Origin of the sequence: Actinoplanes missouriensis 431 (genome assembly GCF_000284295.1) — a bacterium.
In the GTDB taxonomy this organism is placed as follows: domain Bacteria; phylum Actinomycetota; class Actinomycetes; order Mycobacteriales; family Micromonosporaceae; genus Actinoplanes; species Actinoplanes missouriensis.
The window spans coordinates 5,166,643-5,179,355 of sequence record NC_017093.1; the positions used below are offsets into that span (position 1 = coordinate 5,166,643).

A 12,713-nucleotide genomic window follows, 5' to 3' on the forward strand; every position below is an offset into this window, starting at 1 on the left:
TAACCAAGGACATCGATCAAGAAGAACGGTCGAGGCGGTGGGCGAGCCATTCGACGGCCAGGGGGTAGCGGTAGTCGATGCCGCCGTGGGCAGCCGGGAAGAGCTCGTAACTGATCCGTTCCTGCGGGACGCCGATCCGGAGCAGGCCGTCCTTGAACGCCTCGGCGCCCAGGTCGAGGAACCACTCGTCGCGGGTGCCGGCGTCGATCCAGACCGCGCGCAGGCCGCGCAGCGCGTCGGCGTAGCGGTCGATCATGCGGATCGGGTCCCAGGCCAGCCAGCGGTCCCAGAGCTCCGGGATGAGCACGCCGGAACGCGGGTCGAAGGGCAGGCGCGGGGTGCCGTCCGGGTCGGCGGAGAAGGCTGCGGTGCAGCCCAGGAGCAGGGTGAGCGACATGTCGTGCTCCTTGGTCAGGCTGACCCGGGAGTTGAAGTCGGTCCACCACTTCATGATGTCGTGGTCGTATTCGCGCAGGGCTCGGGCCGACTTGGCGAACTCGTTGAGGTAGCAGTACTCGTAGAGGGCGTCACCGGCGTGGGTGGCGAGCGCGCCGAACAGGTCGGGCCGCAGCATCGGGGTGATCATCGCGCCGAAGCCGCCGGAGGACTTGCCGGAGATCGCGCGGGATCCGGCGGCGGCGATCGTGCGGTACCGGGCGTCGACGTGCGGGACCACCTCGTCGCAGAGGTACGAGTGATACTTCCCGGTGCCGGGCGAGTCGACGAACTGCGAGCCGCCGTACGCGGTCCACGCGTCCACGTAGACCAGGATGCAGCCCGGCGCCCGGCCGTGGGCGAACACCTGGTCGGCGGTGACGACGAACGGCTGCCGGAAGGCCTGGCGGTTGCCCCACATCTCGACCTGTCCGGAGTAGCCCTGGATCACGTAGACGGTGGGATAGCGGTCGCTGCTCTCCGCGTAACCGGGCGGGGTGTAGACCCAGAGCGGGCGCACGTGCGGGTCGCCGAGCGGGTTGTCCCTCAGCAGAACCGAGTCGATGGTCTCCTGATGCAGGGTTCCTTCGAGTTCACTGAACATGATGCCGAGTCAACCACCACTGCGCGGTCTCGTGGCCCCGCGTTCGACCGCCGCGACGGCGGCGCCGGCCCGGGACGGCCGGGCCGGCGTCGCGCGGGAACGGGTCAGCGGCCCTGCAGGCCCTTCACCGTGTCGCCGAAGGTCCAGCCCTTCGAACCGTCCCAGTTGATCGACCAGGTCATCAGGCCCTTGAGCCCGGGGACGCTGTTCCACGCCTGGGTCACCAGCGACGGCGTCATGTATCCGCCACCGGCGCCGGGCTGGGCGGGCAGGCCGGGGACCTGCTTGTCGTACGGGATCCTGATGGTCGTGCCCTGGATGGTGAGGCCGTTGTTCAGGCACTGGGTCTGCACGGTGAAGCCCTGCACGGTGCCGGCCGCGTACGAGTCACCGGAGCACCCGTACATCGATCCGTTGTAGTACTGCATGTTCAGCCACCACAGACGGCCGTTGTCCAGGTACCTCTTGATGACGGGCAGGTACGAGCCCCAGATCGACCCGTAGGTGACGCTGCCGCCCGTCACGTACGCCGTCTCCGGCGCCATGGTGAGCCCGAAGGCCGGCGGCATCGCGGCGAGCACCCCGTCGATGATCCGGATCAGGTTCGCCTGCGACGGCGACAGCGTGGTGATGCTGCCGCTGCCGGAGAGGCCGGTCTCGATGTCGATGTCGATGCCGTCGAAGTTGCCGGCCTTGAGGATCGGCACGATCGTCGCGACGAACCGGTCGGCGACGGCGCTGGAGCTCAGGTCGATGCCGGCGGCCGCCCCGCCGATCGACATCAGCACCGTCGCGCCCCGCGCCTTCGCGGCGCAGATCTCGGCGGGGGTCGGCACCTTCACCCCGGCGTCCATGCCGTTCTCCCAGAGGACCGTGCCGTCCGAGCGGATCACCGGGAACGCGGCCATCAGCACGTTGTAGCCGTGCTGGGTGATCCGGCTGTCGTTGATCGGGATCCAGCCCATGCCGGGGTGCACGCCGTTGGACGCGCCGTCCCAGTTCTCCCAGTACCCCTGGAGCACCTTGCCGGCCGGCCGCCCCTTGACGGCGCACGCGGGCTGGCTGGTGGACACGGACGGCGACGGGGAGGACGAGGGTGACACCGACACCGACACCGACACCGACGGCGAGGGCGACGTGGTTCCGCCCCCGCTGCACTCTCCGAGATCGCGCCACAGGGTCGGCGTCGTGGACGGCGTCCACCCCGCGCCCGCCCACGCGGTGTGCGTGACCAGGGCCTGATACAGGCGCGCCTGATGGGTGACCTGCTGCCCCGCCGTATACGACACCCCCTCGGCCCACGTCGTCGAGGAACACGCCACCGCCGCTGATCCGCTCGGCGAGAACGCCATCACGGACCCGGCCGCCACCACCACTCCGGCGATCAACGCCATCAACCCGCGTCGAAGTCTCATGGGCACATAGTGGCGTTCACATCAGTAAATATCAAGGGTTCTTAACTATTAACGGCACCCCCAGATAAGCGGCGTAATCCGACAGCACACCAGCGAAATCATCACCATCCATGGGTACGAGGGGGAGCACCGTGACCGTGACAGCCCGCTTCCCGATGGACCGTTTCCAGGTCGCCACCACCTGCCCGTGGAGGACCAGCGTCGACTGGAACACCCCGTTCCCACCCGGGATGATCTTCGCGAGCTGCTCCGCGGACGCCATCAGCGTCCGGTCCTTGTAACCCAGCAGGTACTCGTCGAAGCCCGGCAGCGCCCAGCACCCGCGCACCGGCCCGGCGTCCAGCACCGCGGGATCCGCCCACATCTCGATCCCCTCGACGTCGACGGCGGCCAGGCCCGCCCCGGCGATCCCGGCCCGCGCGTCCCGGACGCCGAGACCGGTCCAGCCCGCGAAATCCTTCACCGTGGCCGGACCGTGCGACCGGAAGAACCGCTGCGCCAGGATCGCCAGGCCCTCCTCCCGTGAGGACGGCGTGAACCGCCCCGGGACCCAGTCGTCCAGCAGCACGAAGGTCTGCTCGGCCCCGATGTTGGGGGCGATCGCCGTCAGGGAGCGCTGAGACGCGTACCAGAGAAGGTGGTAACCGCGCTGACCGCTGACGTCGATGCCGCCCTCGCGGAGCGCGCCCAGGCACGCGGACCGCGTCAGCCGCCCGCCGCCGGAGGCGAGGGCGGCCGCGAGGATCTCCATCGACCGGTGGGCGGTCTTCTCGTCGAGACCGAGATAATCCCAGCGTTTGGCGACGCTGGTGAGCTGGCGGACGCCGGTGAGATCGAGCATCCAGTGCGCGTCGGCGGACGGGACGAGGTGGACCGTGCCGCGCATCGGCCAGGTGCGCACGACCGAGCGGTCCTCGGTGGCGGCGACCACCTCGGGCAGCGCCAGGCCGGTGCGCAGGCCGAGCGACCAGAGCACGCTGTTGAGGTCCTGCGCCTGCATGGCGCCGAACCACTCGACGACGCCGCTGACCGATCGGTCGCCGGCGCCGGCATCGTCCGCGCCGGCATCGTCCGCGCCGGCGAGCAGCAGGCTGCGCAGGCGGAGGCTCAGTGCCGCTGAAGAATCCACGGCACCGAGCCTAGAGACCGCCTACGACATTTTCAGCGGCCGCGAGCCGCCCGGTACCGCTTGATCAGGGCGTTCGTCGAGGAGTCCGCGTCGTCGGCCGGAGCGTCCGCCGAGGTCAGCTTCGGCGCGACCTGGTTCGCCATCGCCTTGCCGAGCTCGACACCCCACTGGTCGAACGAGTTGATCTCCCAGATCACGCCCTGGGTGAACGTGATGTGCTCGTAGAGCGCCACCAGCTGCCCGAACGTGGCAGGCGTGAGCTTCTCGGCGAGGATCGTCGTGGTCGGGTGGTTGCCCTGCATCACCCGGTGCGGCGCCACCTTCTCGCTGGAGCCCTCGGCCTTGACCTGCTCCAGGGTCTTGCCGAACGCGAGCGCGCCGGTCTGCGCCAGGAAGTTCGACATGAAGAGGTCGTGCATCTCGCCGATGTCGTGGTTCGGCAGGCTGAAGCCGATGAAGTCCGCCGGGATCAGCTTGGTGCCCTGGTGGATGAGCTGGTAGAACGCGTGCTGCCCGTTGGTTCCGGGCTCACCCCAGAAGACCTCGCCGGTCTGGAAGCTCACCGGGTCGCCGTTCAACCGCACCGCCTTGCCGTTGCTCTCCATGGTCAGCTGCTGGAGGTAGGCGGCGAAGCGGTGCAGGTACTGCGCGTACGGCAGGACGGCGTGCGACTGGGCGCCGAGGAACGTGTCGTACCAGACGTTGAGCAGGCCGAGCAGCGCCGGCACGTTGCGCTCGATCGGGGTGGTCCGGAAGTGCTCGTCGACGGCGTGGTAGCCGGAGAGCATCTCGGCGAACCGCTCCTTGCCGATCGCGATGAGCACGCTGAGGCCGACCGCGGACGGGAGCGAGTAACGGCCGCCGACCCAGTCCCAGAAGCCGAACATGTTCTCGGTGTTGATGCCGAAGTCGGCGACCTTCTCGGCGTTCGTGCTGACCGCCACGAAGTGCTTGGCGACGGCCGCGTCGTCGTTGAGCGCCGCCAGCAGCCACTTGCGCGCCTCACGGGCGTTGGTCAGCGTCTCCTGCGTCGTGAACGTCTTCGAGCAGACGATGAAGAGGGTGCTCGCCGGGTCCAGGTCGCGCGTCTTCTCGTACAGGTCCGTCGGGTCGATGTTCGAGACGAAACGGCACTCGATGTCGCGCTGCGTGTAGTCCTTCAGCGCCTCGTACGCCATCACCGGCCCCAGGTCGGACCCGCCGATGCCGATGTTCACGATCGTGGTGATCCGCTGACCGGTGTGCCCGGTCCACTCGCCCGACCGTACCCTGTCGGCGAAGGCGCCCATCCGGTCCAGCACCTCGTGCACGTCGGCGACCACGTCCTGGCCGTCGACGGTCAGTTTCGCGGTCCGCGGCAGGCGCAGCGCGGTGTGCAGCACCGCCCGGTCCTCGGTCACGTTGATGTGCTCGCCGGCGAACATCGCGGTGATCTTCTCGCCGAGCTTCGCCCGCTGGGCCAGCGCGAACAGGGCGCTCAGCACCTCGTCGGTGACCAGGTTCTTGCTGTAGTCCACATACAGGTCGGCCACCTCGGCGGCATAGCGCGTGCCCCGCTGCGGGTCACTGCCGAACAGGTCGCGAAGGTGCACCGCCGAGAACTTCTCCGCGAGCCCCTGCAGGCTCTGCCACTCGGTGCTGTCGGAAACGTGTTCGCTCATCTCTCCCACTCCGGACCGGATTTTGTAACTAGCACAACTCGGCCATCGTGGCACGGAGTTCTTCCCGATGCAGACGATCCGCGCTCATGGCGGACCCAGTCTTGATCACATACTCACCGGAGAGCCCTAGACTCCGGCGATGATCCGCCGCCTGTCCACGGCCGTCGCCCGGCATCGCCGCCCGATCCTGGTCGGCACGGCCACGCTGGTGACGGGCGCGGTACTCGCCCGGGCGCTCGGCGCGGACCCCGATCTCCTCGCGCCGTGGCTGTTGCTGCTCTTCCTCACCGCCGACGTGCTCTACCTGACCACCCTGGTCGCACCCTCGACGCGCCGCCCGGCGACCGCCTTCGACGTGGACGGCAGCGCCCTGCACACGCCGCGCACCGGCGGCCTCCCCCTCGTCGGCGTCGCTCATCTCGCCCTGCTCGGCGCGCTCGCCCTCGACCCGGCCGGAACCACCCCGATGGGCATCCCGAAACCCCTCGGGGTGGTTGCGCTGATCGCGGCGCTCGCCCTTTACCCCCGGGGCCTGTGGTACGGGGTACGGCTCACGCTCACCCCGGAGGGCCTGCGCAACGAGAAGTACGCCGGGACCGTGGTGATCCCCTGGCAGGCGATCGCCGGTGTTCATCTCACGGACAGCGGCCGGGTACGCGTGCGCCTCCGGCTGGCCGATCCTGATCAGGTGACCGTCAGCGGGTGGACGACCAGCCGGCGAACCTTGGAGTTCGACGGTGTGGAGCCGTCGTTGGTGGCCGGGACGATGCGCCGTTACCTGGCCGCTCCCGGCGAGCGTGCCCACATCAGTGCGGGAGCGGCTGATCCGGGCTCGGCCCCGGGCTCGGGCGGCGCGTGAGCGGGAGCCGGCGTCCCTGAGCGGACGAGAGCACACATAGCGCGATCGTGAGCCCTGGCCTACGCCATAGCCGTGATCAGGTCACACGCAGCACAACGGTGTGCCCTCACCCACGCCGGCCGAAGCTTCCGTGTGCTCCCACCCCCGCTGGGGGTCACCGTGTGCCCCCGCCGACGCGACGTGGAAGGACTCCAGGGCCCGCCATTCCCCCACCCATCAGCGGAAACGCCGATGGGCGCACGCGCCGTCAACCCGCGTACGCCCATCACCGCGCTACTCCCCCAGCGGCAACCAGACCCGCATCGTCGACGGCCCCCGCGACGCCCAGTCGTGATAGGGCCGCAACATCACCGGCACCCGCTCACCCCCGTCCCCCGCAGGCCGCGCCGGACCATAGGGCCACGCCCCGTCCACCGGCGGCGACACGTGACAGGTCACCTCCACCCCGCCGTCCCGGTCGGCCAGTCCCCCCTCGGCGTCCAGCCGCAGCGCGTCGACGGCCACACCCTCGGGCAGGTCCACCGACTCGGCGCAGTACACGACCGGGCCACGCTCGACGACCGCGCACCCCCGTACCGCGTCGATGCGGGGGTCGGGGGCGGTGAGCCGGGGGCGGACCGCAAGATCGAGCACGACGGTGTCGCCGGGCGCGAAGCGGCGGCGCAGGTGCACCGGACCGGGCGTGACGGGCTCGCCGTCCACCGTCGCGCCGTCGGCCCAGTGCGGGACCCGCAGCGTGAGCGTCCACGATTCGGCCGGCGACTCGGTGATCCGGATCGACACCCGGCCGCTCACCGGGTAGTCGGTGTCGATCTCCAGGCCGATGCCGGCGGCCCGGATGGACGCGGCGGCGTACTGGTGGATCTGCAGGCCCTCGTCGGAGGAGGTCGCGACGTAGGCGGCCAGGCCGGCGAACGTGCGGGCCAGGTTCGTCGGGCAGCAGGAGACCGAGAACCAGGGTGCCCGCAGCGTCGACGCGGCCCGCGGCACCAGCTCGTCGGCGGGCGGTTCGGTGCCGAGGACGCGCTGGTGCAGCGTGTTGGTGTAGAAGAAGCGGGTCCCGTCGTCCGAGGGCGACGTGGCGATCACGTTGAACAGGGTCCGCTCGATCAGGTCGGCGTAACGCTGCTCGCCCTGGGCGAGCAGCAGCCGCCAGGCGAGCATCACCGAGCCGACCCCCGCGCACGTCTCGGAGTACGCCCGGTCCGGCGGGAGCACGAAGTCGTCACCGAACGCCTCGTCCTGATGGCGCGATCCGATACCTCCGGTGATGTAGACCCGGCGGGCCACCGCGTTGCTCCACTGGGTGGCGACCGCGTCGAGCAGCTCGGTGTCGCCGGTCTCCACCGCGACGTCCACCGCGCCGGACGCCAGGTAGACCGCCCGGACGGCATGGCCGCGCAGCACGGTGGCGTCCCGGACCGGCATGTCGTCCTGGAAGTACGCCCGGCCGAACTCGATGTCGTCGAGGATCTGGTGGCCGCGCCGTTCCACGAAGAGCCGGGCCTGTTCGAGGTACCGGGCGTTGCCGGTGACCCGGTAGAGCTCGACCAGCGCCGGCTCGATCTCGGCGTGGCCGCAGACCGAGGCGATGCCGCCGGGGCCGAAGACGTCGCAGACGTGGTCGGCGGCCCGGACCGCAACGTCGACCAGCTGATCCGCGCCGAACGTGCGGGCCCGGGCGACCGCGGCCTGGATCAGGTGTCCGTAGCAGTAGAGCTCGTGTCCCCACTCCAGGTCGCTGTACCGGGGCGGCTGGCCGGGCCGGCCGAAGTTGGTGTTGAGGTACCCGTCCGCCTCCTGCGCCTCGGCGACCCGGGCGACGATCTTCTGGTAGCGGGCCTCCAGCTCGGGGTCGGGGTGGCGCCCGAGTTCCCACGCCATCGCCTCGAGGAACTTGTAGACCTCGCTGTCCGCGAACTCGCGGCCGCGGCGCTCGTCCGGCGGGGCGGAGAAGTTGCCGAGCCAGCCGGCCTTCTCCAGCCAGTGCTCGATGTGCGCCAGCGTGGCGGTCCGGTTGACCTCCTGGCGGCGCTGCCAGAAGCCGGGTTTCAGGGTGACCTCGCTCAGGCCCAGCGGCCGCAGCGTGCCATGGCTTGGAGAAACAGGAATCGTCACTGGATGATCACCCTTTGAGAGCGCCGGACATGAAACCGCGGACGTAGTGCCGCTGGAGGGCGAGGAAGAGCAGCACGCAGGGCAGCGCGAGGACCACCACGCCGGCCTCCGTCGCTCCGTAGTCGACGATGCCCATGACCTGCTGACGCATGTTCGCGACGGCGAGCGGGAGCGGCGCCTTGTCGGAATCGCTGATCAGCACCAGCGGCGTGATGAAGTCGTTCCAGGCGGCCAGGAACGCGAACAGGCCGACCGTGATCAGGCCGGGTTTGACGGCCGGGACCAGGATGTGGCGCAGCGCCCGGAACGAGCCGCAGCCGTCGATCAGCGCCGCCTCGCGCAGCTCGCCGGGGATCGCCTCGAAGCTGATCCGCATCATGAAGACGGCGAACGGCAGCTGGAACATGGTGAGCACGAGCGCCAGCCCGACCAGCGAGCCCTGCAGGCCGAGCTGGTTGAGCAGGACGTAGAGCGGGATCAGCAGGGTCGCGTACGGCACCATCAGGATCGCCAGGGTGACCAGGAACAGCACGTTGCGCCCGGGGAACCGGAACATCGCGAACGCGTACCCGCCGAACACGCTGACGACCAGGGTGAACGCCACGGTCAGCAGGGACACGACGGCCGAGTTCAGCAGGTACTGCCCGACCCCGGCCTGATAGTTGGCGAGGGTCTCGTAGTTGCCGAAGCCCCAGCCGTCGGTCTGCGCGGTGCCGGCCTGCGGGCTGACGCTGGCGACGGCGGCCCAGGCGAGCGGGAAGAGGAAGACGATGGCGAGGCCGCCGGCGAGCACGTGCTGCGGCGTACGGATCAACAGCGAGCGCATCAGCTCTCCTTCTCGCGCAGGCCGCGGAACTGGATCAGGTTGACGACCAGCAGGGCGCCCAGGACCAGGACCGAGAGGGCGGCGGCCTTGCCGAGGTTGTTCTGACCGAAGAAGGCGAAGTTGTAGACCAGCTGCACGATGGTGAGCGTGCTGTTGTCCGGACCGCCCTTGGTCAGGATGTAGAACTGGTCGAAGGCGAGCATGGAGCCGGTCACGCAGAGGATCGCGCAGAGCGCCAGCGAGCTCTTCAGCAGCGGGATTGTGACGTACCGGAAGGTCTGCCACCGGTTCGCGCCGTCGAGACGCGCCGCCTCGTAGACGTCGCCGGAGATGCCCTGCAACCCGACCAGCAGCAACAGCATGTAGAAGCCGGCGAACCGCCAGACGATCAGGGCCACCGTGGACCAGAGCGCCGCGTTGGGGGTGCCGAGGAACGAGTCGATGCCGAGGAACTCCAGCGGTGTGCTCTGCGGGGAGTACAGCGCGTAGAACAGCAGCGACGCCGACGCGAGGCCCAGCGCGCTCGGCACCAGGAACGAGGTGCGCAGGAAGCCGGTCCACCGGTTCGCCTCCTGGACCAGCATCGCCAGCCCGAGCGCGAGTCCGAGAAGGATCACTGTGGTCACGACCGTGTACTTGACCGTGAACCAGACCGCCGGCCAGAACAGGCGGTCGTCGAGGACATCGGTGAAGTTCTCCGGCGCGTTGACGCCGCGGTTGCCGGCGAACAGTCCCCAGTCCGAGACCGACATCTGCCCGACCAGCAGGATCGGCGCCACGAAGAAGATCAGGACGAAGAGGGCGGTCGGCGCGGCGTAGGCCCATCCGGTCAGCGCCTGCCCGCCGCGCTTCTTCCGGTTGCGGGGTGTGCCGGGCGGCGCTGTCGCGCCTTCCGGCGGTTTGGTGAGGGTCGTTGCAGGTGCCATGCTTGCGCTTCCTTCTCGGGTACGGTCTGAGCGCTCCGGTACGGGCGGGCAGTGCCGGGGCCGGCGGCTTTCCGGCCGTCCCGGCGCTGCCCGCCGCTCGTGGCTACCTCGGCTACTGACCCAGCACGCCGGTGACGGCGCTGTTGTCGGCGGCCAGCGCCCCGGCGTCGCCGTAGACCTGGTTGCGCAGCAGGGTCACCCAGGGGCTGCCCGGCGCGTTGTAGGCCTGCTGGAAGTTGACGGCGTACGGCGTCTTGCTCGCCGGCTCACCCGCCACCTTGTTGATCATGGCGACTCGTGGGTCCTTGGACGAGTACTGGTTGTCGGCCAGGTCGCTGCGCGCCACCGAGCTGTCGTTCGCGGCGAGCACGCCGACCTGCGCGTCCTCCGAGGTCAGCCAGGAGAGGAAGTTCCACGCCTGGTCGGCCTTCTTGGAGTCCTTGGAGATGCCGATGCCGTCGCCGCCGACGAACGTGGACTGGCCGCCGCTGACGCCCGGGATCGGGGTCACGCCGACGTCCACGGTCTTCGCGGCCGTCTTCAGCAGCGTGGCCGGGTACGGCATCACGCCGATCTTGCCTTCCTGGAACGCGGCGACCCAGGTGGCGCCGGTCTCGTCCTTGGAGCCCGGGTGCACCGCGCCGGCCGTCTGCAGGTCACGCCAGGTGGAGTAGACCTTCTGCGCGGCCGGGCCGTCGAGCAGCGCCTTCGTGCCCTCGGCGTCCATGACCTCCTCGCCGCTGGCCCACACCATGGGGAACCAGGTGAAGACGTTGCAGCCGCCGCAGTTGCCGCCGAAGTAGGTGCCGTAGGTGTCCGGCTTGTTCAGCTTCTGCACGGCCAGGGCCTGCGACTTGAACTCGTCGAGGGTGGTCGGGCCCTTCTCCGGGTCGAGGCCCGCCTCCTTGTAGAGCTTCTTGTTCCAGAAGATCACCGAGAGGTCGAGGACGAACGGCAGGACGTACTCCTTGCCCTCGTACGTGCCGGCCTTGACGTGCCCCTGGTTGATCTTGTCGGCGTACGGCAGCTTGCCGATCCGCTCGGTCATGTCGCTGAACAGACCGGCCTTCGTCCAGTTCGGCACGTAGACGATGTCCGCCGCGAACAGGTCCGGCAGGTCGCCGCTGCCGGCCGCCGCACCCACCTTCGCGACGTAGTCGTCGTTCGGGACGATGGTCAGCTTCACCTGGTTCTTGTGCGTCTTGTTGTACGCGTCGACGAGCGCCTTGGCCTGCAGCTCGAGCGGCGCCCGGGTCCACAGGGTCAGCTCCGCGCCGTCGTCGGTGCCCTCCGCCGTGATGGCGCCGGACGATCCGCCCGCCTCGTCGTCGCTCGATCCGCAGGCCGCCATGGCGGCGACCAGTCCCAGAACCGCCAGCGAGGCGACCGCTCTGCGGTAGCCCCGGGTTATCCGTGTCCTCACTGTGTTCCTCCTCGAAACCGCGTTTCGGACTTATGTTTCGGAGTTGCCACCGTATGGGCTAGGCTGGGCGCTGCCCTTCGCGGTGGATCAGCAGGTAAAAGCGGTTGATGTGGCGACCGGATCGGCCGCCGAAAAGGTTTTCAGAAACGTAATGCTGTGGAGATTTTCTTGTCAAGAGGTTCGACAGTGGGCGATGCACCGGCCGACAATCGTCCCGATCGGAGGCGAGGCGTGGAGACCATGGGGGCGGCGGCCAACCGTGCCGTCACGCTGCGCGACGTCGCCCGGCTCGCCGGGGTCTCCGTCGCGACCGCGTCGAAGGCGCTCAACGGCCAGCCCCAGGTCCGCGCCGAGACACGGGCGCGGGTGGTCAAGGCCGCCGAGCAGCTGTCGTTCTCGCCGAACACCCTCGCCCAGGGCCTGATCACCCAGCGCAGCGGCACGGTCGGGCTGCTCACGTCCGACCTCGAGGGCCGCTTCTCGATCCCGATCCTGATGGGCGCCGAGGACGCGTTCGGCTCCGACCAGACGTCGGTCTTCCTCTGCGACGCCCGCGGCGACGCGATCCGCGAGAAACACCACCTGCGCGCCCTGCTGTCCCGCCGGGTCGACGGCCTGATCGTGGTGGGCGCCCGCCCGGACACCCGCCCGTCGCTGGGCCGGGACCTGCCGGTGCCGGTCATCTACGCGTATGCGCCCTCCGACGACCCGGCCGACCTGTCCCTGGTCACCGACAACATCGGCGGCGGCCGTCTCGCCGTCGACCACCTGCTGCGCTGCGGCCGCCGCCGGATCGCGCACATCACCGGCGACCCCGGTTACGGCGCCGCGCAGGACCGTGCCCGCGGCGCCCTGGACCGCCTGGCCGAGGAGGGCCTGTCACTGGCCGGCGGCGAGGTCTGGTTCGGCATGTGGTCCGAGGCGTGGGGCCGCGGCGCCACCCGGATGCTCCTCGACCGCTGCCCCGACGTCGACGCCATCTTCGCCGGCTCCGACGAGATCGCCCGGGGCGTCCTGGACGTGCTGCACGAGGAACGCATCGACGTCCCCAGCCAGGTCGCCGTCATAGGTTTCGACAACTGGCAGGTCCTGGCCGCGAACGCCCGCCCCCCACTGACCACGGTGGACCTGAACCTGGAGCAGCTCGGCCGCACCGCGGCCCAGCGCCTCTCAGCGGCGATGGACGGCGCCCTCTCCTCAGGCGTCGAAACCCTCCCGGTCCGACTCCTCACCCGGGAGTCGACGGCCCCTCTTCGCTGACCGCCAGCGTCGCCCCGCGCCCGCACACCGCCCCGCCGTTCGCCCTCGCCTCGCCTC

At 69.8% G+C, this 12,713-nt stretch carries 10 protein-coding genes; 2 read left to right on the plus strand and 8 right to left on the minus strand.

Annotation, left to right across the window (positions count from 1 at the left end; translation table 11 throughout):
- Positions 1-16: 16 nt before the first annotated feature.
- From AMIS_RS24140 to pgi, 4 genes are all read right to left on the minus strand, one after another.
- Positions 17-1,039 carry an alpha/beta hydrolase gene (locus AMIS_RS24140; RefSeq protein ID WP_014445020.1) on the minus strand — a complete coding sequence of 341 codons (1,023 nt, stop codon included), beginning with the start codon at positions 1,037-1,039 and terminating at the stop codon, positions 17-19.
- 104 nt (positions 1,040-1,143) lie between these two features.
- Positions 1,144-2,454 (minus strand): carbohydrate-binding protein, encoded by a 1,311-nt coding sequence (locus AMIS_RS24145; RefSeq protein ID WP_014445021.1) that lies wholly within the window; start codon positions 2,452-2,454, stop codon positions 1,144-1,146.
- A 31-nt stretch (positions 2,455-2,485) separates the two neighbouring features.
- The gene (locus tag AMIS_RS24150; RefSeq protein ID WP_014445022.1) at positions 2,486-3,583 is read right to left on the minus strand and encodes a winged helix DNA-binding domain-containing protein; all 1,098 of its coding nucleotides are present in this window, start codon (positions 3,581-3,583) and stop codon (positions 2,486-2,488) included.
- A 32-nt stretch (positions 3,584-3,615) separates the two neighbouring features.
- Positions 3,616-5,244, minus strand: coding sequence for a glucose-6-phosphate isomerase (gene pgi, locus AMIS_RS24155; protein ID WP_014445023.1), 1,629 nt, complete (start codon positions 5,242-5,244; stop codon positions 3,616-3,618).
- A 139-nt stretch (positions 5,245-5,383) separates the two neighbouring features.
- Here pgi and AMIS_RS24160 point away from each other — a divergent pair, with 139 nt between their 5' ends.
- Positions 5,384-6,103 (plus strand): PH domain-containing protein, encoded by a 720-nt coding sequence (locus AMIS_RS24160; protein WP_014445024.1) that lies wholly within the window; start codon positions 5,384-5,386, stop codon positions 6,101-6,103.
- 273 nt (positions 6,104-6,376) lie between these two features.
- Here the strand turns inward: AMIS_RS24160 and AMIS_RS24165 are convergent, their stop codons facing one another.
- The 4 genes from AMIS_RS24165 to AMIS_RS24180 all read right to left on the minus strand — a co-directional run bounded on the left by AMIS_RS24165 (position 6,377) and on the right by AMIS_RS24180 (position 11,396).
- Positions 6,377-8,221 carry a glycoside hydrolase family 127 protein gene (locus AMIS_RS24165; protein ID WP_014445025.1) on the minus strand — a complete coding sequence of 615 codons (1,845 nt, stop codon included), beginning with the start codon at positions 8,219-8,221 and terminating at the stop codon, positions 6,377-6,379.
- A 7-nt stretch (positions 8,222-8,228) separates the two neighbouring features.
- A complete protein-coding gene (locus AMIS_RS24170) occupies positions 8,229-9,047 on the minus strand; it encodes a carbohydrate ABC transporter permease (protein WP_014445026.1) in 819 nt (272 codons plus the stop codon).
- Positions 9,047-9,973, minus strand: coding sequence for a carbohydrate ABC transporter permease (locus tag AMIS_RS24175; RefSeq protein WP_014445027.1), 927 nt, complete (start codon positions 9,971-9,973; stop codon positions 9,047-9,049). Before AMIS_RS24175 ends, AMIS_RS24170 begins: the two co-directional genes overlap by 1 nt.
- A 112-nt stretch (positions 9,974-10,085) precedes the next feature.
- Positions 10,086-11,396, minus strand: coding sequence for an ABC transporter substrate-binding protein (locus AMIS_RS24180; protein WP_041830029.1), 1,311 nt, complete (start codon positions 11,394-11,396; stop codon positions 10,086-10,088).
- A 240-nt stretch (positions 11,397-11,636) separates the two neighbouring features.
- Between AMIS_RS24180 and AMIS_RS24185 the strand changes: the two genes are divergently transcribed.
- Entirely contained in the window at positions 11,637-12,656 is a 1,020-nt protein-coding gene (locus AMIS_RS24185; protein ID WP_014445029.1) for a LacI family DNA-binding transcriptional regulator, read from the plus strand.
- Positions 12,657-12,713 lie beyond the last annotated feature (57 nt).

Coding starts and splice junctions, on each gene's coding strand:
- AMIS_RS24140 (WP_014445020.1), bottom strand. CDS start 1,039: ATGTTCAGTGAACTCGAAGGAACCCTGCATCAGGAGACCATCGACTCG.
- AMIS_RS24145 (WP_014445021.1), bottom strand. CDS start 2,454: ATGAGACTTCGACGCGGGTTGATGGCGTTGATCGCCGGAGTGGTGGTG.
- pgi (WP_014445023.1), bottom strand. CDS start 5,244: ATGAGCGAACACGTTTCCGACAGCACCGAGTGGCAGAGCCTGCAGGGG.
- AMIS_RS24160 (WP_014445024.1), top strand. CDS start 5,384: ATGATCCGCCGCCTGTCCACGGCCGTCGCCCGGCATCGCCGCCCGATC.
- AMIS_RS24170 (WP_014445026.1), bottom strand. CDS start 9,047: ATGCGCTCGCTGTTGATCCGTACGCCGCAGCACGTGCTCGCCGGCGGC.
- AMIS_RS24175 (WP_014445027.1), bottom strand. CDS start 9,973: ATGGCACCTGCAACGACCCTCACCAAACCGCCGGAAGGCGCGACAGCG.
- AMIS_RS24185 (WP_014445029.1), top strand. CDS start 11,637: ATGGGGGCGGCGGCCAACCGTGCCGTCACGCTGCGCGACGTCGCCCGG.